The following is a 21874-nucleotide window of genomic DNA, read 5'->3' as shown; positions in this document are numbered from 1 at the left end:
CGCCCCCGCCGCCCCCGCCGCCGTCGGCACCCCCGCCGCCCCCGGGGAGTCGGCGATCTCCAGTTGCGGACGGATGGCGGCCTGGGCGAGGTCCTCGTGCCCGTCGACACGGACCGACAGCGGCCGCCCGTCGAGGATCACGGTGAAGGTGTCCGCGCTCCGCTCCTCGACGTCGATGACATAGGCCTGGTCACCGACGGTCACCGTGTATCTGCGCATGCCGTCAGCTCCTACGCCAAGGCTGGGTCTGTAGCCCGCGGCCGTTGGCGACCCAACGGCTCGCGAAGATGTGGCTTCCGGGTTGGTGGGTGCGCATCGCCGGGGCCGCCTGCTGGCGGCGAATCTCGGCGTGCAGGAGCACGGCGACCGAGACGGCGGCGATCTGGTCCTCCGTCAGGCCGTCGGCAAGGACCCGCGGTGCGGTGTCCGGGGCGTCGTCGATGCCGCTCATCGCGTCGAGGTCCGCGCCGGCCAGCCCGTCGCGTCCGGCGTTCTCGGCCGAGGAGGGTTGACGGTCCATTCGTCCCATGAGCGAGACGATGATCATGAGCAGGAGCAGCATGGCGAAGACGGTGCCCATGCCGGCCGCCGTCATGCCGAGTCCGAAACCGATGTCTTTCATGGCAATCAGACCGGGAAGAGTCCGTGCTTCTTCGGCAGCCCGCCTTGCACCTTGGTCTGCAGCACCTCGAAGGAGCGGATCAGGTGCGGGCGGGTCTCGCGCGGCTCGATGACCTCGTCGATCTGCCCCAGGTCCGCGGCGCGATAGGGATTGAAGAACTTCTCGCGATAGTCGGTGACGAACTGCGCCTCCAGGCTCGCCGGATCCTCGGCCTCCCTGAGCGCCTGCCGGTTCAGCAGCCGCGCCGCCCCCTCCGGACCCATGACGGCGATCTCCGCGCTCGGCCAGGCGAACGCGATGTCGTTGTTCATCTGCTTCGAACTCATCGCGACATACGACCCGCCGATCGCTTTGCGCGTGACCACCGACACCTTGGGCACCGTCGCCTGGCAGTAGGCGTAGATGATCTTCGCGCCGTGCCGGATCACACCGCCCCACTCCTGGTCGACCCCGGGCAGGTAGCCGGGACAGTCGACGAAGGTGACCAGCGGCAAGTTGTACATGTCACACAACGAGATGTGCCGGGCGATCTTGTCCGACCCGTTGAGATCGAGCGCGCCGGCCATCACCATCGGCTGGTTGGCGATGATCCCGACCGGCTTGCCGTCCAGCCGCGCGAAGGCGACGAGCGCGTTGGGGGCGTAGTCGGTGTGCACCTGCAGGACACTGTCGGCGTCGAAGACCCGGTCGAGCACCTCGCGCATGTCGTAGGCCTCGGTATCGTCTTCCGGCACAATCGAATTGAGCTCCTCGTCCATTCTGTCCGGGGAGTCGTACGGCGTGATCTGCGGCGGGTCGTCGTTGTTGTTCTGCGGCAGATAGCTGAGCAAGGTCTTGGCCAGGGCGAGCGCGGCCTGCTCGGTGGGTGCCGAGAACTGGGCGACACCACTGCGGGTGTTGTGCACCGCCGCACCGCCGAGGGTCTCGGCGTCGACGTCCTCGCCGGTGACGGTGCGCACGATGTCCGGCCCCGTGAGAAACATATTGCTCGTGCCCTCGACCATGATCGTGAAGTCGGTCAGGGCGGGCGAATAGACGGCGCCGCCGGCGCAGGGGCCCATGATCAACGAGATCTGCGGGATGACTCCCGACGCCATCACGTTGCGCAAGAACACTTCTCCGTATGCCGCGAGCGAGCGCACCCCCTCCTGCACCCGTGCCCCGCCGGAGTCGTTCAGCCCGATCAGCGGTATGCCGCTCTCCATCGCCAGGTCCTGGATGCGGCTGATCTTGTGGGACTGCACTTCGGAGAAGGACCCGCCGAGGACGGTGAAGTCCTGGGCGAAGACGGCCACGCGGCGGCCGTTGATCTTGCCGAAGCCGGTGATGATCCCATCGCCGGGGACCTTGTGCTTGTCCATGCCGAAATCGCTGAGCTGGTGGGTGGCCAGCGCGCCGAGTTCTTGGAAGGACGCCTCGTCCAGAAGAATCGCAAGCCGTTCTCGCGCAGTCAGTTTGCCCTTGGCGTGCTGCTGGTCGATGCGGGCCTGCCCGCCACCGGCGAGCGCCTGCTCGCGCATCGTGCGCAGTCGAGACAGCCTCTCGGACACCGCAATCTCCTTCGTGGGGGGGCACTTCAGCCTATTCCCGGGTATTGCGCGAAACCGCGGAAGGCACAAGGGTGGTGGTGACGGCCACAACCGAGGTGGTCGCGTCACCGAATGGGGATTCGTCGTGGGACGCAGGATGCAGGGGATCGGGTTCGGTATGGCAGCGGCGTTGGCCGCGACCTTGGTGCCGGGGGTGAGCCGGGCGGCCGAGGATCAGGTGCGGGCGCCGGTGCCGGTGATCGACTGGCAGGCCTGCACGAACGCGAAACAGTTCAGATGTGCGACGGTCGCCGTGCCCCTCGACTACGACAACCCGGGCGGGGCGAAGATTCTGCTCGATCTGCTCAAGGTTCCGGCGGCTCGGCCGAGCACGAAGATCGGCACGCTCTTCGTCAATCCAGGGGGCCCGGGCGGCAGTTCGACCGGCTTTGCCCCGATGGCCTCGATCCTGCTCGGGTCGACCGTGCGCAACCGGTATGACGTGATCGGCATCGACCCGCGAGGGGTGGGGGCCTCGACCCCGATGAAGTGCGTGAGCGACGCGCCGCGTCCGCCGGGCATCGACTATCTGTTCCCGATGACCTGGGCACAGGCCAAGCCGGCCTTCATCCAGGCCCAATGGACGCGGTGGGCCTGCGCGGACCAGGCTGCGCCGATCGTGCGGCATATGTCGACGGCCGACACCGCCCGCGATATGGACCTGATGCGGCAGGCGGTCGGTGAGAAGAAGCTGAACTACTACGGCATCTCCTACGGCACGCAGCTCGGCTCGACCTATGCCTCGATGTTCCCCTCGCGGGTCGGGCGGTTCGTCGTCGACGGCGTCCTCGACCCGATCGCCTGGTCGACCGGGGACGTGGTGCCCGCGGTGCAGCCGTTCTCGACCCGGCTGCGCAGCGCCAAGGGCGCGCACGAGGCGTTGATGTCGGCGCTGGAGGACTGCGATCGGGTGGGCCGGGCCAAATGCGACTTCGCCGGCAACGCCAGCGGCAAGTGGCAGCGCTTGGTGACCTTGGCCAAGGCCGGCAAGCTCACCGCATACGGCAGTCCGTTGAGCTACGCGGACCTGATCGGCGGCGTGCTGGGCTTTCTCTACGCGACCAGATATGTCGGCCTCGACAGCGCCCTGCAAGGGATCTGGGAGGAGAACGCCGGCAGCGGGGCGCGGGCCAGTGCCTCGGCCGTCGCCGATCTGCGGGCGGCGGGGGAGCGGGTGCGCAAGGCCCCGTATGCGACGCCGCTGCTGCGCGGCGAAGTCGTCTCCGACGCCTTCAGCGGCGTCGCGTGCTCCGACACCCGCAATCCCGACTCGGTCACCGATTGGTGGCGGGCCGGTGTCGAGCAGGACACGAAGTATCCCGGCTTCGGGTCGCTGTGGACGTGGGCGTCGGCCAGTTGCTCGAAGTGGCCGATCGTGACCAAGTCGGACAGCTACTTCAGGCCGTATGGCGGTGCCACGGCGACGCCGATCCTGGTGGTGGGCAACACCTACGACCCGGCCACGCCGATCCACGGCGCGCGCAAGGTGGCGAGCCTGTTCACCGGCGCCCGCCTGCTGACGTATGACGGGTGGGGGCACGGCGCGATCGGCACCGGCTGCGTGACCAGAGCCTTCGACCGCTACTACGCCACCGGGGCGTTGCCGCCGGTCGGCGCGGTGTGCCCGATGGACTCCGGCCTGTGGGACGGTGACGCCGGGTAGGCCGGGGGACGCGGCATACTCGTATCCCATACGGCGCGAAGCGCCTGACGAGAAACGGGGACGAAGATGTCGCGTCGTGTGGGGTGGATTGCTGCCGCCAGCACGGCGCTGGCGGCCGGTGTCGCGGCGCCGGCGGCCGGGACAGCTGACGCGGTGGCACCCGCCATCGCGTGGCACGACTGCTGGGCCGGCTGGGGCACCAAGTGCGCCACCGTGCGCGTGCCGCTGGACTACGACAACCCGCGCGGCGCGACGCTCCTGCTCGACCTGGTCAAGATGCCCGCGACCGGCCCGCAGCCGCGCATCGGGACGGTCTTCGTCAACCCTGGTGGTCCGGGCGTGCGCGCGACGGACTTCGTCGACTATGCATCCCGGCATCTCGGCCCCACCGTGACGGCGCGGTATGACGTCATCGGGATCGACCCCCGTGGCGTGGGCCAGGACTCGATGATGTTGTGCCACAACGACAATCCGGAACCAACGCCGGCACCGCCACCGTTCCCCGTGACCTGGACGCAATCGGCGGCGGTCTGGCGCAGCGCGCAATGGGTGCGCACCGGATGCAAGGAGAATCCCAACCCCATCGTCGCGCACATGTCGACCGCCGACACCGCCCGCGATATGGACCTGATCCGCCGGGCGCTCGGCGAACCGCGGCTGAACTACTACGGAGCGTCCTATGGCACCTATCTCGGGGCGACCTACGCCTCGATGTTCCCCGACCGGGTGCGACGGATGGTCCTCGACGGCGTGGTGGACCCGGTGGCGTGGGCGACCGGAGCGACCGGAGAAGCCGCGACCCTGCCGGTGACCACGCGGGTGCGTGGCGCCGAAGGTGCCTACACCGGGCTCGTCGCGGCGCTGCGCGAGTGTGACCGGCTGGGTCGCCGGCAGTGCGCCTTCGCCGGTAATGCGCCGGGCAAGTGGCGCCAGCTCCTTGCACGGGCAAAGGCCGGCGGCTTGCAGGTCAACGAGCGCCGCATGACCTATCCCGCCCTTGTGCAGTCCACCCTCGGGATGATGTACGAGGACGACTATTCCCTTCTCGCGCAGTCACTTCAAGCGATCTGGGTCGAGAACTTCCGCCGCGTCGACAGGGTCGACCCGCGGCTCGTCCAGGCGCTGGACCGCGCCAGCAGGCGCGTCGACGAGCAGCCGTATGCCGCCCCGTCGGCAACGCGGGGGCCGGTGACCGAGACGGTGGATGCCTTCCACGGGGTCGCGTGCGCGGACAGCCGCAACCCGCGCGAGCGGATCGACTGGTGGCGTGCCGGGCAAGCCCAGGACAAGCAATACCCGTGGTTCGGGTCGCTGTGGACATGGCGCAGCGCGACCTGCGGCAACTGGCCGATCGTGACCAAGGAAGACACCTGGGTCCGTCCGTTCGGCGGGCGGACGTCGGGGCCGATCCTCGTCGTCGGCAACACCTACGACCCCGCGACTCCGATCCATGGCGCCCGGGCGGTCGTTCGCCGCTTCGACCGGGCGCGGCTGCTGACCTATGCCGGGTGGGGACACACCGCCATCGGGAACTCTTGCGTGACAGCGGCATTCGACACCTTCTTCGCATCCGGCGTCATGCCGGCGCCGGGGGCCGTGTGTCGGATGGACGGCCCGCTCTTCAGCGGGGGCTGAACCAACCCGGGACGGCGTCGGGCTGCACGGCCTGGCACGAACGGGTGCTGCCCCGGTGTGTGGCCTACCCGGTGTTGCGCAGTCCGGCGGCGACACCGTTGACGGCGAGCAAGAGCGCCCGCTCCAGCTGCGGGTCGGTGTCGCCGGCCCGCATCCGGGCGAGCATGGAGACCTGCAGATAGGTGATGGGGTCCAGATAGCGGTCGCGGACCTCGAGGGTGCGCTTGAGAACCGGTTGGGCCTCCAACAGCTCTTCCTCGCCGGTGATCTGCAGGACAGCATCGACCGTGCGGGCATACTCCTGCTGGATCTGCTCGAAGATCGGGTGCAGTTCGGGGTCGACGAGTGAGCCGACATAGTGTGCCGCGATGTCCAGCCGCGTCTTCTTGCACATCATCTCGACGTTGGAGATGAACGTCTTGAAGAAGTGCCACCCGGCATACATCGCCCGGAGTTCCTCGAGACGCCCGGCATCGATCGCCGACCGCAGCCCCGACCCGACGCCGAACCATCCGGGGACGATCTGTCGGGACTGGGTCCACCCGAAAACCCATGGGATGGCGCGCAATCCGGACAGGCCCTGTCCGCTGTCGGGTCGCTTCGACGGTCGCGACCCGATCTTGAGGGCGCCGAGCTGTTCGAATGGCGTCGACTGGGCGAAGTAGGTGGGCAGCTGCGGGTTGTCGACGAGGGCGCGGTATGCGGTGAAGGCTGCTGCGCTGACGCTCGACATGGTCTCGTCCCACTGGGTCAGCTGAGCGGGATCGACCCACGCCGTCGTATGCAGCGCGCTCGCCTCCATGACGGCGGCGAGGGTGAGTTCGAGGTTCTCCCGTGCCAGAGCCGGCAGGAGGTACTTGTCGGAGATGACCTCACCCTGCTCGGTGACCTTGATCTCGCCGGAGAGCGTGCCGAAGGGCTGGGCGAGGATCGCCTCGTGAGTCGGGCCGCCGCCGCGGCCGACGCTGCCGCCGCGCCCGTGGAAGAGGCGGAGCTGGACGCCATGTCGTGTGCAGGTATCGCGCAGCACCCGCTGGGCCCGGTGGATCTCCCACTGGCTCGTCGTGATGCCGGCGTCCTTGTTGGAGTCGGAGTAGCCGAGCATGACCTCTTGGACGTCGCCGCGGGCCCGCACGATCTCCCGGTAGGCCTCGACCGAGAGCAGGGCATCGAGAATCTCTCCGGCAGAACGCAATTCCTCCACGGTCTCCAGCAGGGGCACGAACCCGATGTCGGCGCGCACCGGCCGTCCCTGGTCGGTGGGCAGGTCGACCAGCCCGGCCTCCCGGGCGATGACGACCGGGGCCAGGATGTCGTCCGGGCCCTGCGTCATCGAGACGATGTAGCTCTCGATGATCTCCGGGCCGAACCACTTCTGCGCGGCGCGGATGGCCCGGAAGGTCTCGAAGGTGCGCGAGCCGTCCGCGTCCAGCGGCGGCGGGAAGGGGGCCAGCGGCCGCCGGCTCGTCAGCTCCTCGGCCAGCCACGCCATCCGGTCCTCGCGGGCCAGGGCGGCATACGACCCCGGCTCGTCGTCGACGCGGTCGGCGAGTTGCTCGATGACGTGATGGTGAGCACCGCTGTGCTCGCGCACGTCCATCGTCGCCACCTGCAGGCCGAAGGCGCTCGCGGTGCGGATCAGGGTGGCGAGGGCGCCACCCGCGACCAGCTCACCCCGGTGCGCCAACAAGGAGTCGCGGATGAGCATGAGATCGGCGACCAGTTCGTCGCGGCCGACATAGTCGAACCCGGGGCGCGAATCCACCCGTGCCGCAATGCGATCGCGTGTGTTGATCAGCTTCTGGCGGATGCAGGAGAGCTTGAGTCGATAGGGCTCCTCGACGTTCAGCCGGCGGATGCGGTCCTCGATCTGCAGGATGGCGAGGTCTTGTTCGAGGCTGGCGGCGAGTTCGTCGCTCACGCCGACGAGCTTGGTGGACATCGAGACCTCGTCGACGCACTGCTGCACCATGTCGATCAGCCCGCGGATGCCGACGGCGTGCTGCATGACCAGCACATCGAGCGTGGTGGCGGGCGAGACATTGGGGTTCCCGTCGCGGTCGCCCCCGATCCAGTTGCCGAAGATGAGCGGGCGTGCGGTCGGGGGAAGGAAGGCGCCGCGCCGCGCCGCCTCGTCGGCCAGGTCGGCGAGCAGGTTCGGGACGGTCTCCTCGAGAAGGCCGCCGACGAAGAAGAGCATATTGCGGGCTTCGTCGGTGACCTGCGGCTGATCGACGCGCAGATCGTCGCTCTGCCACATCGATTCGATGATCTCCGCGAGCCGTTGGTCACGACGGCGCTCGGAACGCGGTGTGGGGTTGGTGCGATGGGCGATCAAGGCGTCGGCGATCTCGCGCAGCTTCAGCAGTGCGGTGCGCCGGCTCGCCTCCGTCGGGTGGGCCGTATAGACCGGGCGCACCGACAGCTTCGACAGCGCGGTGGTCAAGGCGGCCGGGCCGCGGGCCTCGACGATCTTGTCCATCGCCGCGACGAGCCAGTCGGCATCCTCGGGTCGGGTGGCGAGGTGGGCCGCCCGGTCCACCTGTTCGGCGATATTGGCGAGGTGGAAGTAGGTCGCAAAGGCGCGCACCATCAACGTCGCCGTGGCCAGATCGACGGCCGCGAGCCGCTTGGTCAGATCACGCCGGGCGTCCTCGTCGCCGCCCTGGGCGCGCTTGGTGAGCCGGCGGACCTCCTCGACCGCGTCGAGCACGGCGGGGGATTCCTGGCGCACGAGGGTATCGCCGAGCAGCTCGCCGAGCCGGCGGATGTCGCGGCGCAGCAGGGCGTCGGCGGGTTCGGCCGCTTCGCTCGACTCGGCAGGGATGGTCATGCGCAGCAGAGTATGTAACCGCTTTCATCTGCGGCAACCGCGCCTCGCCAGGTGGGCGTCCGCAGCGGCGAAGTGGGGAAGGATGTGGGCATGACCGCCGCCTGGTTCCGCGATGCCGTGATCTACGAGATCTATCCGCAGTCCTTCCACGACACCAATGCCGACGGGATCGGAGACCTGCGCGGGGTCATCGAGCGGCTCGACTACATCGCCGCACTGGGCGTCGACGCGATCTGGTTCAACCCGTGCTTCGAGTCGCCCTTCGTCGACGCCGGCTATGACGTGGCCGACTACCTGCGGGTCGCCCCGCGCTATGGCACGAACGACGACCTCGTCGAACTCGTCGACAAGGCCCGGGAGCGCGGCATCCGGATCCTGCTCGACCTGGTCGTCGGACACACCTCCACCGCGCACGCGTGGTTCCAGGAGGAACTCGCGGCCTCCGGGCCGAACCCGGACGGCGACCGCTATATCTGGACCACCGAGGATCCGGGCGACGGGTGGGGGATCGACCTACCCGGCATACCCGCGTGGGTGGCCTCACCCGGCCCGCGACCCGGCTGGTACCTGAAGAACTTCTACGACGAGCAACCCGCCCTGAACTTCGGCTGGACCCGCACCGACCCCGCGCAGCCGTGGCGGGACGCGATCGATGCCCCCGGCCCGACACGAAATCGCCAGGCGCTCAAGGACATTCTCGACTTCTGGCTGAGCCGGGGCATCGCCGGCTTCCGCGTCGACATGGCCTTCTCGCTCGTCAAGGACGAGTACCTGACCGAGGGGCGGCTCGCCTCGGCGCGGATCTGGCAGGAGATCCGGGAGTGGCTCGACACGGTATACCCGGACGCCGTGCTGATCCCCGAGGGCGACGAGCCGCGGGTCGGCGGCCGGCGCGCTTTCGACGCCGATTTCGCCTTGGTGATCTTCGAGGCGCACGCGAGTCTCTTCGACGACCATTCGGCGGGGACCTTGCCCTGGCACACGCCGCACGAGCCCTTTTTCGCGGCGGAGGGAGCGGGCTCGACCGAGACCTTCCTGCGGCTGTGGGAGGGCTGGCGGGCCGAGGACCCCGAACGGTCGATCCTGCTCGCCACGGCCGACCACGACTTCAACCGGCTCCGCTGCGGCGGTCGGACTCCGGAGCAACTCGGTGCCGCCTTCACCTTTCTCTTCACGTGGGGGAGCGTGCCGAGTCTCTACTACGGCGACGAGATCGGGATGCGCTATCTGCCCGGTATGCCGAATGTCGAAGGGGCCGTCTGCAATCCGCTCTACAACCGGGCCGGCGCGCGCACTCCGATGCAGTGGGACGACGGGCCGAATGCCGGGTTCTCGACTGCCGCCCCCAAGGCGTTGTATCTGCCGATCGATCCGGACCCCGACCGCCCCACGGTCGCGGCGCAGGACGGGGTTCCCGGCTCGACGCTGACCCTCGTGCGCGACCTGCTCGCCCTCCGCCGCGCCACGCCCGCCCTCCAGGGGCACGAGCCGACTCGCGTTGTTCACGAGGGCTATCCGTTCGCTTGGATGCGCGGCCACTCCCACCTCGTGGTGGTCAATCCGCGCAGGCTGGCGGCGGTGCTGGAGTCGCCGGAAGCTGTTGGTGCGCAACTCCTTTGGGGCTCGGGTGTGACCGTCACTGAGTCGGGCATCACTCTGGAAGGCTTCGGTTACGGGGTCTTCGTGGTCGCGTGACCGTGTCGCATCCACTGATCCCCGAGTCGCTGCGGGACCTGCTCGCCGACCGAGAGCCCGAGCCTGACGTCTCCGGCGCTGAGTGGTTGCGCCGGCTGCCGTCGCTCATCGACGCATCCCTGGCGCGATGGGACCTCGTGCCCGACGGCGAGGCGCGGCACGGGGAATGTGCGCTCGTCCTCCCGGTCCGGTTGCAGGGCAACGACTTCGCGGATTCGGCCCCGACCCGCGAAGCGATACTCAAGCTCACATGGCCCCACGACGAGGCCCGCCTCGAGCATCTGGCGCTGCGCCACTGGAACGGGCGCGGGGCGGTGCGATTGCTCGCGGCCGACCCAGCGTCATACGGTCTGCTCCTCGAACGGCTGGACGCGGACCGGGAACTGACGAGCGTGTCGATCCTCGAAGCCTGCGACGTCATAGGCGGTCTCATGCGCGTCCTGGACCAGCCGGCGGGTGAGCAGTACGTCCTGGTGTCCGACAAGGCCCAGCGCTGGGACGCCCAACTCCGGCACGGCACCCCGCTCGTGCCGCGCCGGCTGACGGACCAAGCAGCAGCGACGCTCGCCCACCTGGTGACCGGTGAGGTCGACGGGCGGCTGGTCCATGAGGATCTCCACGACATGAATGTCCTTGCGCCCCTCGTCCTTTCGCGGGGGGACTGGCTGGCCATCGACCCCAAACCGGTGTCTGGTGAGTGGGCGTATGCGGTGGCACCGATCGTGTGGAATCGCGCCGACGCGACCGCCGCGGCATACAACCAGCGCACCCACGTGCGCCTGCGTGCCGACATCGTCGCGGACGCCGCGGGCCTCGACCCCGTCCGGGTCACGCACTGGACCTTCGTCCGGCTGGTGCTCAACGCTGTCTGGGCTGCGGCCTACGCACCGGCCTCCGACGATTTCCGGTCCCGGATGATCGCCCTGTCAAAAGCGTTCTCGGACTGAAGGATTCGATCAGTAGACGGTGTAACCGCCGTCGATGACCAACACGCTGCCGGTGACGAAGGCTGCGGCGTCGGAGGCGAGGAAGAGCACCGCCGGAGCGATCTCGTCCGGGCTGGCGTAGCGCTGCTGCGGCGCGTCCTCGATCCAATAGCGCTGGAACTGCGGCTCGTCGACGGGCGCCATATCGGTCTTGACGTAGCCGGGAGCCACGGCATTGACGCGGACGCCGTGGGGCGCCCACTCCGCCGCGAGCGACTTGGTCAGTTGGTGCACGGCCGCCTTGGACGCGTTGTATGCCGGCTGCATCTGCGGGCGGTTGACGATCATCCCCGAGATCGATCCGATGTTGACGATGCTCCCCGAGCCCCGCTCGACCATGTGTGCCCCGACGGCCTGGGACATGTACCACAGGGCGGTCACATTGGTGTCGAGCACCGATGCCCATTGCTCGTCGGTCACCTCCAGCGCCGGTGCGTGGATGCACGTCCCGGCGTTGTTGACGAGGATGTCGATTCCTCCCAACAACTCGACGGCCTGGGCCGTGACGGCATCCACGGTGGGCCGGTCGGTCAACTCACCGAGCACGACCTCCACGCGGCGTCCGGTTGCCGTGAGCTCTGTCTTGGCCTGCTCGGCCGCCGCTTCGTCGCGTCCGTGGACGACGATGTCGGCCCCGGCCTCCGCCAGGGCTTGGGCGAAGGCGCGACCGAGCCCTCGGGTGGCACCGGTGACGAGGGCGCGGCGGCCCTGGAGGGAGAAGCGGTCGAGAACGGTCATGTGCTGACTCTTTCGGTCTGTTGTCGTTGTCGTTGTCTTTGTCGGTGGCCGGTGGCTATGCGGGCTTGCCCTTGTAGCGGGAGAGGACGCAGAACTCGTTACCCTCCGGATCGGCAAGGACGGCCCAACCCTCGTCGGGTCCGTCGCGCAGGTCGTTGACGAGGGTGGCGCCGAGGCCGAGGATCCGGTCGACCTCCTCGTCACGGTGGCGATCGGTGGGGCGCAGGCAGATGTGCATCCGGTTCTTGACGGTCTTGGGCTCGGGCACTTTGAGGAAGAGCAGGAAGCGATCGTCCGGACCAGCCAACCCGCACTCGTCGTCGCCGGGCTTCATGTCCCAGTCGGCCTCGGGCTCGAAATCCTCGAGAACCTGTGCCCACCACTGGGTTTGGGCGTAGGGATCGTGGGCGTCGATGCAGAAGTTGGATGCGCGAGATGCCATGCGACCCATCGTGCCGTTTCACCGCCGCTTCGTCACGTCTTACTGGCTGGACGAATGACGCGGGCGGACGATGCAGGGTGAGACGCGAGCGGGTGCGTCCGGCGGCCGTGGGAGGATCGACGGTGGAAAACATTTTTCCGACGGCACCCGCACAAAGGAGCAGATAGTGCCCATCGCAACCCCCGAGGTCTACCGCGACATGCTCGACCGGGCCAAGGATGGCTCGTTCGCATACCCGGCGATCAATATCACCTCGAGCTCGACCATCAACGCGGCCATCCGCGGCTTCGCCGAGGCCGGCTCGGACGGCATCATCCAGGTCTCGACCGGTGGCGCCGAGTTCGCGTCCGGTTCGAACATCAAGAACATGGTCACCGGCTCGCTGGCACTCGCCGCGTTCGCCGAAGAGGTCGCGAAGAACTACCCGGTCAACATCGCCCTGCACACCGACCACTGCCCCGAGCCCAAGCTCGACGGTTTCGTGCGCCCGCTGATCGAGGCCTCCGCCGCGCGCGTCAAGGCCGGCGGGCTGCCGATCTTCCAGTCGCACATGTGGGACGGCTCGGCCGTGCCGCTGGACCAGAACCTGCAGATCGCCCAGGAGCTGCTGGAGAAGTGCCAGGCGGCCAACATCATCCTCGAGATCGAGGTCGGCGTCGTCGGCGGCGAAGAGGACGGCGTCGCCAACGAGATCAACGACAAGCTCTACTCCACGCCCGAGGACGCCGTCGCGACCGTCAAGGCGCTCGGCGCGGGGGAGAAGGGCTACTACATGACCGCCCTGACCTTCGGCAACGTGCACGGCGTCTACAAGCCGGGCAATGTCAAGCTGCGCCCCGACGTGCTCAAGGCCGCCCAGGAAGCCGCCGCCGGCGAGCTCGGTCTGGCCGCGGACGCCAAGCCCTTCCACCTGGTCTTCCACGGTGGCTCCGGCTCGCTGCCCGAGGAGATCTCGGCCGCGGTCGACTACGGCGTCGTGAAGATGAACGTCGACACCGACACCCAGTACGCCTTCACCCGCCCCGTCGCGGCGTGGATGATGCACAACTACGACGGTGTGCTGAAGGTCGACGGCGAGGTCGGCAACAAGAAGCAGTACGACCCGCGCGCCTGGGGCAAGGAGGCCGAAGCCGCCATGGCCGCCCGCGTCGTCGAGGCCTGCCAGAACCTGCGCTCCGCCGGCACCCACGTCGCCTGACGTTCGCGCCCTGTCGTCGAATCCGGCGTCCGGCGGCCTCTGAGCCGCCGGACGCCGGATTTCTCAGAGCAGCAGTTGCGGGCTGATGGTGACGGGGAACGGCCTGGTGGCCGTCCAGGTCATCTCCCCCATGACGTCCCGACCTGAACGTAGTCGCCGTCCACCAGATCCCACGCCAGCAGGTGGTCCAAGGGCCCGGTCAGGCACCGGAAAGCCGGCGGACAGCTCGACTCGAGCCCGACCAGGGTCGCGGCGACAACGGCCTGGTGTTCGCGCGACGGCGATGGTGGCCAGGGTGCCGGGCCCGCCGGGGAGCGCAAGGCGAACGCGAGTGCCCTGCGGAAAACCTGCCGGACCAAGAGTCCTTCCCGCAGCCGATCACGCGGTGCGGGAAGGACTCTCGCTGCCTGCTTAGGTGATGGAGGCGTCGTAGATCGCCTGGATGCTGGCATCCAGCGTGGTGTTGAACTCCTCGTCGCTCATCTGCGCGGTCAGGCCCTCGGAGAGCGCCCGCGAGAAGGACGCGATCATGCCGGGGTTGCGGGCCAGCATCTCGTTCGCCTCTTCGCGGCTGTAGCCGCCGGACAGCGCGACGACCCGCATCACCTTGGGGTGCGCGATGAGTTCGGCATAGAAGTCGTCCGTGCTCGGCAGAGTGAGTTTGAACATCACCTGCTGCCCGTCGGCGACTCCGTCGAGCCCGGCCAGCAGCGCCGCCTTGAGGAGGTCCTCGCACTCCTGCTTGTCCGCGGCCTTGATGTTGACCTCCGGCTCGATGATCGGCATCAGCCCGTGCGAGAGCACCTGCCGGCCGACCTCGAACTGCTGGTCGACGGCGGCCTGGATGCCGGCGGCGTTGGCGGCGTTGATGACCGAGCGCTCCTTGGTCCCGAAGATGCCCTTGGCCACCCCCCGCGCCAGCAGGGCGTCGAGGTCGGGCATCGGCTTCATCAGCTGCACCCCGTCGGCCTCCTCGGCCAGGCCTTTGTCGATCTTGAGGAAGGGCACGACGTGCTTGTCCTCCCACAAGTAGTCGGCCGTGTCCTTGCCCTCGACCTGCCGGTCCATCGTCATCTCGAAAAGGATCGCCGCGATGACCCGCTCGCCCGTGAAGGCCGGCGAGGTCATGATGCGGCAGCGCATCTCGTGGACGAGGTCGAACATCTCTTCGTCGTTGCTGTAGGCGCTCTCGTCGATGCCATAGAGCTTCAGGGCTTTCGGGGTGCTCCCACCGCTCTGGTCGAGGGCAGCGATGAACCCCTTGCCGCTGGTCATCTGGGCTGCCTGGTCGGCATTCATCTTCTCGTCAACTCCCGCTTCGAATCGTGCCCGCGAGCCGTCCCGCCGGCCACTGCTGATGCTATTGCCCGCCACGGCCGTTGAGAATCCCCAGCGAGGAATCAGCCCCTAATGTGGGCGGTATGACAGACCTGCTCGGTATCCCCGAAACGCACCTTCCCGACGACCCGGCGGCGGCGATGATCGCCGAAGGTGAGGAGCGACCGGGGCGGGTCGCCGCGGCATACCCCGCCTCGTCGCTCGCGTGGGCGGTACTCGCCGAATCCTCCCTGGAGGCCGACCACCCGGTGCAGGCCTACGCGTATGCCCGCACGGGATACCACCGCGGACTGGACGCTCTGCGCCGGGCCGGCTGGCGCGGCCAGGGCCCGATCCCGTGGTCGCACGAGCCCAACCGCGGATTCCTGCGCGCGCTCGCCGCGCTCGCGAAGGCGGCCGGAGAGATCGACGAGGAGGACGAACGTATGCGGTGCACCGAGTTCCTCCGCGCGTCCAGTCCCGAGGCGGCACGAGAGCTGGGCCTATGACCCCGGAGCACCTGCTCGCCGCCTTCCAGGAGCAGATCCGGCTCGGCGCGGGGGAGGGCTCGACGCGCTCGACGCGGGAGCGCGTCGGACTCGTCTTCCGGGTGATCTCCTCCGATCCGGACGACCCGTGGGCGATGGTCGACTGCCCGGCCGGGCTGGGCCCCGATCCGGACGCCGTGATCGCGGGGGAGCGGGACCATTTCGCTTCTCTCGGGATCCCGTTGGAGTGGAAGACCTATTCGTATGACGTGCCCGCCGACCTCGGCGAACGTCTGACCCGCGCGGGCTTCGTCAAGGAGGCGGACGAGGCGCTGATGCTCGGGGAGTTGCCGGTGCTCGCCGCAGACGTCGTCCTGCCGGCCGGCGTGACGATCCGTGAGGTCGCCACCCACGGCGACGCCCGCCGAGTCAAGCAGCTGTATGAACTGGTCTGGTCGGGAGCGTGGGGGCGCGCCGACACCGACACGAGCCGCGACGACGAGCTGCTTGACGCGGCTGACCCGAATGAGCTCTCCCTGCTGGCCGAGGAGTCCGCTGACGGTCCAGTCCGCTGCGCGGCCCGCGTAAGCCTCACTCCCGGAACCAATTTCGCCGGCATGTGGGGCGGCTCGACCCACCCGGACTGGCGCCGCAAGGGCCTCTTCCGCGCCCTGCTCGCCACCCGCGCCCGCTGGGCGCTGGAGCGGGGCGCGACCCTCGCCCGCGTCGACGCCTCTCCCGACTCCGAGCCCATCCTGAGTGGCCTCGGTCTGCAACGGGTCGCGACGACCACGCCCTACAAGTTCGTCCCGGAGCGAGACGGCGCGGACCCGGGGACGAGCTGACGCGGCATACGACTAGCCTGTGCTGTTGGTTCACCGACGAAGGGGAGTAGGACATGCCGGCGATCGTGCTGGTCGGCGCCCAGTGGGGCGACGAGGGCAAGGGCAAGGCCACCGATCTCATGGGGTCGGACGTCCACTATGTCGTGAAGTTCAACGGCGGCAACAACGCCGGGCACACGATCGTCATCGACGGCGAGAAGTACGCGCTGCACCTGCTGCCCAGCGGCATTCTCACCCCCACGTGCACGCCGGTCATCGGCAACGGCGTCGTCATCGACCTCGAGGTGCTCTTCCGGGAGATCGACGACCTGGAGGCGCGGGGGGTGTCCACCGAGAAGCTCGTCGTCAGCGCCAACGCGCACGTCATCACGCCGTACAACCGCACCCTCGACAAGGTCGGGGAGCGCTTCCTCGGCTCGCGCAAGATCGGCACGACGGGCCGCGGCATCGGGCCGACCTATGCGGACAAGATGTCCCGCAACGGGATTCGCGTCCAGGACCTCTTCGACCCGCACATCCTCGAGCAGAAGGTCGAGGCGGCGCTGGCGTTCAAGAACCAGGTGCTGACCAAGATCTACAACCGGCGCGCGATCACCGTCCAGGAGGTCATGGACGAGCTGCTGCCGTATGCCGAGCGGCTGGCCCCGATGGTCACCGACACGACACTCCTGCTCGAGCAGGCTCTCAACGAGGGACGCAACGTCCTGCTGGAGGCCGGCCAGGCGACCCTCCTCGACGTCGACCACGGCACCTACCCGTATGTGACCTCCTCCTCGGCCACGGCGGGCGGGGCGTGCACGGGCTCCGGCATCCCGCCGACGCGGGTGTCGCGGGTCATCGCGGTCCTCAAGGCCTACACCACCCGGGTCGGCGAAGGGCCTTTCCCCACAGAGCTTTTCGACGACGACGGCGAGTTCCTGCGCAAGACCGGCGCGGAATACGGCACCACGACAGGCCGCCCTCGCCGCTGCGGCTGGATGGATGTCGTCATCGGCCGCTACGCCACCCGCATCAACGGCGTGACCGACTTCGTGGTCACCAAGCTCGACGTCCTCACCGGCCTCGAGAAAGTCCCGATCTGCGTCGCCTACGACGTCGACGGCGTCCGGCACGACGAGATGCCGGTCAACCAGAGCGACTTCCACCACGCCAAGCCCATCTACGAGGAGATGGACGGCTGGTGGGAGGACATCACCGGCGTGCGGACCTTCGAGGACCTGCCGGCGAATGCCCAGGCTTACATCCTGCGCGTCGAGGAACTCATCGGCGCCCGGGTCTCCGCGATCGGTGTCGGCCCCGGCCGCGACGCGATCATCGCACGCCACCCGCTGCTGGATTGAGCGGTATGCCGTTGCCGGCGACAACATCCTTCAGTGGATGTTGCCGTTCGTGACGGCACGCGACGGGGTGCTGGTATGGAGTGCACCCTGCCTCGCATCCGGCGTCGAGCGAGCCTGACCCTCGCGGCCCTGGTTGCCGTCTGGTCCTTGACCGCGCTCGCCGTGGCCGGCCCTCTGCGGCTCCTCGCGTCGGGGGCTGAGGTGATCGACATGAGCGAGACCGGACGCTTCGTCCTGCTTCACCGAGAGGGGCGTGTTCCGCACTATGTGCGCTTGGACCGCGCCACCGGCGAAACCCTCGGCCTGCGTGACATGCGTGGGCAGACCCGGATGGCGCCGGGTGGCCGGGTGTTCTTCTGGAATCCCGACGGACAGGTCGACATCTATCGTCAGGTCGGCACGAACCGTCCGAGCCTGGTCTTCGATGCCCCCAACCCGCAGGGCTGGTATTTCGACTACGACGGCGCCAGCGCCGACGGCTTCCTGGTGGTCGGACAAACACTCCGTGAAGAGCCACGTGCGGCCGGTCACACCGTCACTCCCCGCATCACCACCGATGGCCGGCTGGTGGCGTTCACGAGCTACGCGACCAACCTGCTCCCGGGAGGTATCCCGAAGGGTCGGCGTACATCCGCACCCTGACCGCACCATGAACGCGCCGTGACCCGGCGAGCCTGACCGGGCGCCAATCGCTACGGGCGCCGCTGTGCACGTGTGGTCTTGATCAGCGCACCGGGCGCAGCACCGTCATCCGATGCGCTGCCCGCGTCAAGGCGACGTAGAGGATCCGGACGCCGCCGGGCGCCTCGTCGACGATGGCGTCAGGGTCGACGACCACGGTGGCATCCCACTCCAGTCCCTTCGTCGACATCGGGTCGATGACGACGACGCGGTTGTCGTGGGCGCCGTCCAGGGGGGCCAGGCGCGCGGCATACCGGGCTGGGCTGATGACGGCGATGGAGCCGGCCACGTCCTCGGCCAGCCGGTCCACCTCCGCGGTGACATCGGTCAGCGTGTCGAGACTCAGCACGGCCTCCCGAGGATGACTGCCGGTCTCGCGCACCGCATTCGGGATATCGGCGTCGGGCACGAGGGGCAGGATCACGTCTCTGGCGTAGTCGAAGATCTCGCGGGCATTGCGGTAGTTCGTGTCGAGGTGGAAGGTGCGGCGCGGCTGGGTGCCGAACGCGTCGTCGCGGGCTCGGCCGGCTTCCGCGGCATCGGACCACGCGGCTTGCGCCGCGTCGCCGACGATCGTCCACGACGCATACTCCGCGCGCCGCCCGACCATCCGCCACTGCATGGGGGAGAGGTCCTGGGCCTCGTCGACGAGAATGTGCGCGTATTCGTCGGGCTGGCCGATCCGCCCGCGCAGCAACGCATCTCGCGTATCACCGCGGTATGCCGCGGGCGTGTCCGCAGCGCTCACGGGCCCGCCCAAGGCGCGCACTTCGGCGCCCAGCCGGCCGTCGAGTTCGTCGATCTCGTAGAAGCCGCGATCCTCGGCGTCCGCCTCCTGGACCAGGCCGAGCCGCGCCGAGAGGTCATCGATCAGGGCAACGTCTGCAACCGACCAGGAGCCGAGTTCGATTGCGTCGCGGATCGATTCGGCGAAGGCGGCCAGTTCGCCGTCGTTGAAGACGCCGCGGCCGTGCCGGTAGGCGAGGTCCGTGTCAGCCAGCCACAGCAACACCTCGCGCGGGTCGACCTGCGGCCACCAGGACTCCATGAAGTCGTCGACCGCCATCGACTCCTCGAAGGCCTCCATGAAGTCCCCGCGCTCACCCGTGCGGTGAGTGGCCCACGCTGCCTCCGCCAGCATCCCGCGGGCAGCGGCGGTCGCGGCATTGCGGGCATGACCGTTGAGTACCTTCCGGCGGATGCCGTCAAGCACGTTGGGCGCCAACGTGATCGCCTGCCCACCCACGAACGCGCGGAAGGTGTCCGGCGCGTCCGGGACGCGACCGCGGGCCGCCCGCTTCAGCAGTTCACGGACCCGCAGTGTTCCCTTGACGGCCGCGACCTCGGGCCGGTCCAGGCGCCCGGTCGTGATGGCGTCGACGACATCGCCGAGCGAGCGCAGCAGGACGGATTCCTCACCGAGAGAAGGCAAGACGCGCTCGATGTATGCCGTGTAGGCGCTCGAGGGCCCGACGACGAGGACTCCACCCCCCTCATACCGTCGGCGTTCGCTGTAGAGCAGGTATGCCGCGCGGTGCAGCGCCACCACCGTCTTGCCCGTGCCGGGGCCGCCGGTGATCTCCGTGACGCCACGGCCCGGGGCGCGGATCGCTTCGTCCTGGTGGCGCTGGATGGTTGCGACGATGTCGCGCATCCGACTGCCCCGGGTGCGGGTGAGCGCGGCCATCAGGGCGCCGTCACCGGTGATGACGATGTCGTCGGGTGCGGCCGGTGCCATCAGATCGTCCTCGACGCCGACGACGGTCGGGCCGGAGCTGCGCAATACCCGCCGCCGGATCACCCCTTGCGGCTGGACCGGCGTGGCCTGATAAAACGCCGACGCAGCCGGTGCGCGCCAGTCGATGACGAGGGGCTCGTACTCCTCGTCGCGGACCCCGAGCCGCCCGATATAGCGCACTTCGCGATCCGGGTCGAGCCACCACTCGTCGGGCAACTCGTCCACGGGGTCAACTCGTCGCGTCCCCAGGTCCACCAGGTCGAGCCGGCCGAAGACCAGGCCCTCGTACTGCTGGTCCAGGCTGGCCTGACGCCGCGCGGCATGGAACATCAAGGCGTCGCGTTCGAAGAGCCCGGTGATCTCCTCGTCACGGATGTCACCGGTGCGATCGGTCCGGCCGCGGGCCAGACCGTCCTGGGCGACTAGGCCAGCGCGCTCGCTGGCGCGGCCCAGTTCGGCATACACCCGATCGACGTGGGCCTGCTCGTGGGCGATCTCCCGGGCGACCACATCGGTAGTCGCGGTGGAGGGGGTGGTGCTCACTGTGTCTCGCGTTCGGTCAGCTGACTCGGGAACACATCAGTCTATGCCAACCCGGCGGCGGCAATCAGACCAGCCCCTGGCGGGCCGCCTCGACTCCCGCCTGGAAGCGCGTTTCGGCCCCGAGACTGTCCATCAGGTGCCGCACCCGGCGCTCCACCGTGCGTTGAGAGATGCCCAGCCGCCGGGTGATCGTGGAGTCCGTCGCCCCGCCGGCGAGGAGCTTGAGGATGATGGCATCGCGGCTGGCGGCCGTGGACGGCAGCGGCGCCGCGGCCTCGCTTGAGAGCGGCACGGCAAGCGCCCACAGGGTGCGCATGATGCGCACGAGCGCGGTGACGAAGGGCCGGCTGCGCACCAGGAGCGCGCCGCTGCCGGAGGGGTCGATATTGCTGAACTCGATCACCGCGGCCATTTCGTCGACGATGATGGCCGAGAAGTGGATGGGGCCGGTCAGCCGTACCTCCTCGCCGCCGATGATTCTCTCTCGCAACGCTTCCAGCGTTCCGGACGTGTCGAGGATGGCCGGGTCGTAGATCGCCTGCACATTGATGGGGTGCCCGGCCGCGTTGCGGAAGATCTCGCGGTGCGAGTTGTAGGGGTCGAGGAGCAACTGCTCGGTGCGACGCGACGCGGCCCGGATGCAGAGGATCTCCTTGGTCGCGCCCGCGGTGATGGTGGCCGTCGCGGAGGCGATGTCCGCGAGCGTGCCGATGTCCCGATTTTCCGAGTTCAGTGCCTTGGCCTGCCGGGCCGCCGAATACACCTGGTGCAGTTCGCTCGCCGTCGCTCGCCACGCGCGAGCCCGCCGCTCCGTGTCAGCGGCCCAGGCCGGCAGGGCGATGTCGGGGGCCGGCACCTCCCAGGTGCCGTCGGCCGCGATGACCAGCAGCCCGCGAGCGTGCAGCATACGGCTGGCCTGGTCGACGAGGTGGGCGTCGATGCCGCTCTCCAGCAGCTGTTCACGACTCGGTGAGGGGTGGCCGACGATCGCCATATAGACGAAGCTGATCTCCTCCTCGGTGAGCATCTGCGGCCAACTGTGGGCCAGCGGCGCGGTGGCGACGGGGTGCTGGCCGTTGTGTTCCGGCATTTGGCAAGCGTGCCAGGCTGGCGGGTTTCCGTCAATGTCGGGGATGCGACAGGTTTCGACTTTACTCGTGGGTAGAACATTGTTTAATCTTTCATTGGTTGATCCCGCGTCAACCCGCACGCAGAGCGCCCGGTTCTCACCAACTGTTGCGCCGCGTGCCTCGGCGCGGCGTTCCCGGGTGAATCCCCCCTGCTCCCCGGGACCGCCGCGCCGAACCTATTTCTTCTTGTTCTTCTCCTGCGCTGGTTCTTCTTGTTCTTCTCCTCCGCTGGCTCGGCGGGTCCGCTCGTTCCTCGCGGCCCCGTCTCGCCGCTGCGTCGAAGAACGCGGAGTCGAGTGCTCATTTGGCTGGCTTGCGCTGCCGTCTCGCCATCGGGCTGTCGGGTGCCCGCTCGTTCCAACCGTTTCTTCTTGTTCTTCTCCTCCGCTGG

18 protein-coding genes are annotated in these 21874 nt (G+C 68.6%); 9 read left to right on the top strand and 9 right to left on the bottom strand.

Going from position 1 to position 21874, the window contains the following annotated elements:
* The 3 genes from BN11_RS23720 to BN11_RS11980 form a co-directional block, all read right to left on the bottom strand.
* A partial coding sequence (locus tag BN11_RS23720; RefSeq protein WP_048698031.1) for a hypothetical protein occupies nucleotides 1-219 on the bottom strand: 219 nt, incomplete at its 3' end.
* Nucleotides 220-223: 4 nt separating this feature from the next.
* Nucleotides 224-622, bottom strand: a complete 399-nt coding sequence (locus BN11_RS11985) for an OadG family protein (protein WP_048698028.1) — start codon at nucleotides 620-622, stop codon at nucleotides 224-226.
* Between the two features lie 5 nt (nucleotides 623-627).
* The gene (locus tag BN11_RS11980) at nucleotides 628-2172 is read right to left on the bottom strand and encodes an acyl-CoA carboxylase subunit beta (protein WP_235435454.1); all 1545 of its coding nucleotides are present in this window, start codon (nucleotides 2170-2172) and stop codon (nucleotides 628-630) included.
* Nucleotides 2173-2296: 124 nt separating this feature from the next.
* Here BN11_RS11980 and BN11_RS11975 point away from each other — a divergent pair, with 124 nt between their 5' ends.
* A complete protein-coding gene (locus BN11_RS11975) occupies nucleotides 2297-3874 on the top strand; it encodes an alpha/beta hydrolase (protein WP_157044110.1) in 1578 nt (525 codons plus the stop codon).
* Nucleotides 3875-3940: 66 nt separating this feature from the next.
* Complete coding sequence (locus tag BN11_RS11970) at nucleotides 3941-5509, top strand: alpha/beta hydrolase (protein ID WP_083433710.1); 1569 nt, start codon at nucleotides 3941-3943, stop codon at nucleotides 5507-5509.
* 64 nt (nucleotides 5510-5573) lie between these two features.
* Here the strand turns inward: BN11_RS11970 and ppc are convergent, their stop codons facing one another.
* Nucleotides 5574-8342 (bottom strand): phosphoenolpyruvate carboxylase, encoded by a 2769-nt coding sequence (ppc, locus tag BN11_RS11965; protein ID WP_048698019.1) that lies wholly within the window; start codon nucleotides 8340-8342, stop codon nucleotides 5574-5576.
* Nucleotides 8343-8432: 90 nt separating this feature from the next.
* Between ppc and BN11_RS11960 the strand changes: the two genes are divergently transcribed.
* Both BN11_RS11960 and BN11_RS11955 read left to right on the top strand, forming a co-directional pair.
* Nucleotides 8433-10037, top strand: a complete 1605-nt coding sequence (locus BN11_RS11960; RefSeq protein ID WP_048698017.1) for an alpha-amylase family glycosyl hydrolase — start codon at nucleotides 8433-8435, stop codon at nucleotides 10035-10037.
* The gene (locus tag BN11_RS11955; RefSeq protein WP_053084089.1) at nucleotides 10034-10984 is read left to right on the top strand and encodes an aminoglycoside phosphotransferase family protein; all 951 of its coding nucleotides are present in this window, start codon (nucleotides 10034-10036) and stop codon (nucleotides 10982-10984) included. The genes BN11_RS11960 and BN11_RS11955 overlap by 4 nt, the downstream gene beginning before the upstream one ends.
* Nucleotides 10985-10993: 9 nt before the next feature.
* On the opposite strand, the gene BN11_RS11950 is transcribed toward BN11_RS11955, so the two are convergent.
* Together BN11_RS11950 and BN11_RS11945 are read right to left on the bottom strand one after the other, a co-directional pair.
* A complete protein-coding gene (locus BN11_RS11950) occupies nucleotides 10994-11761 on the bottom strand; it encodes an SDR family NAD(P)-dependent oxidoreductase (RefSeq protein ID WP_048698011.1) in 768 nt (255 codons plus the stop codon).
* 55 nt (nucleotides 11762-11816) lie between these two features.
* Nucleotides 11817-12203: a VOC family protein gene (locus BN11_RS11945; protein WP_048698009.1), complete on the bottom strand. Its 387-nt coding sequence runs from the start codon at nucleotides 12201-12203 to the stop codon at nucleotides 11817-11819.
* A gap of 166 nt (nucleotides 12204-12369) precedes the next feature.
* Here BN11_RS11945 and fbaA point away from each other — a divergent pair, with 166 nt between their 5' ends.
* Nucleotides 12370-13401, top strand: a complete 1032-nt coding sequence (fbaA, locus tag BN11_RS11940; RefSeq protein ID WP_048698005.1) for a class II fructose-bisphosphate aldolase — start codon at nucleotides 12370-12372, stop codon at nucleotides 13399-13401.
* A 411-nt stretch (nucleotides 13402-13812) separates the two neighbouring features.
* Here fbaA and BN11_RS11935 read toward each other — a convergent pair whose 3' ends face one another.
* Nucleotides 13813-14775 carry a fructose bisphosphate aldolase gene (locus tag BN11_RS11935; RefSeq protein WP_268807106.1) on the bottom strand — a complete coding sequence of 321 codons (963 nt, stop codon included), beginning with the start codon at nucleotides 14773-14775 and terminating at the stop codon, nucleotides 13813-13815.
* Between the two features lie 47 nt (nucleotides 14776-14822).
* Here BN11_RS11935 and BN11_RS11930 point away from each other — a divergent pair, with 47 nt between their 5' ends.
* The 4 genes from BN11_RS11930 (at nucleotide 14823) to BN11_RS11915 (ending at nucleotide 18033) form a co-directional block, all read left to right on the top strand.
* Nucleotides 14823-15227, top strand: a complete 405-nt coding sequence (locus tag BN11_RS11930) for a DUF3151 domain-containing protein (protein WP_048698000.1) — start codon at nucleotides 14823-14825, stop codon at nucleotides 15225-15227.
* A complete protein-coding gene (locus BN11_RS11925; protein ID WP_048697997.1) occupies nucleotides 15224-16051 on the top strand; it encodes a GNAT family N-acetyltransferase in 828 nt (275 codons plus the stop codon). The genes BN11_RS11930 and BN11_RS11925 overlap by 4 nt, the downstream gene beginning before the upstream one ends.
* A gap of 53 nt (nucleotides 16052-16104) precedes the next feature.
* Nucleotides 16105-17391: an adenylosuccinate synthase gene (locus tag BN11_RS11920; protein WP_048697992.1), complete on the top strand. Its 1287-nt coding sequence runs from the start codon at nucleotides 16105-16107 to the stop codon at nucleotides 17389-17391.
* A 210-nt stretch (nucleotides 17392-17601) separates the two neighbouring features.
* Nucleotides 17602-18033 carry a hypothetical protein gene (locus BN11_RS11915; protein ID WP_162213223.1) on the top strand — a complete coding sequence of 144 codons (432 nt, stop codon included), beginning with the start codon at nucleotides 17602-17604 and terminating at the stop codon, nucleotides 18031-18033.
* Nucleotides 18034-18115: 82 nt separating this feature from the next.
* Here BN11_RS11915 and BN11_RS11910 read toward each other — a convergent pair whose 3' ends face one another.
* Nucleotides 18116-20353: a HelD family protein gene (locus tag BN11_RS11910; RefSeq protein ID WP_048697987.1), complete on the bottom strand. Its 2238-nt coding sequence runs from the start codon at nucleotides 20351-20353 to the stop codon at nucleotides 18116-18118.
* Nucleotides 20354-20417: 64 nt separating this feature from the next.
* On the bottom strand, nucleotides 20418-21443 hold the full coding sequence (locus tag BN11_RS11905) for a helix-turn-helix transcriptional regulator (protein WP_048697985.1): 1026 nt from the start codon (nucleotides 21441-21443) through the stop codon (nucleotides 20418-20420).
* Nucleotides 21444-21874: the final 431 nt, after the last annotated feature.

Origin of the sequence: Nostocoides australiense Ben110 (genome assembly GCF_001050535.1) — a bacterium.
Classification (GTDB): Bacteria; Actinomycetota; Actinomycetes; order Actinomycetales; family Dermatophilaceae; genus Nostocoides_A; species Nostocoides_A australiense.
The sequence above is the reverse complement of the archived record's forward strand: the minus strand, read 5'-3'. Positions and strand labels throughout refer to the sequence as shown.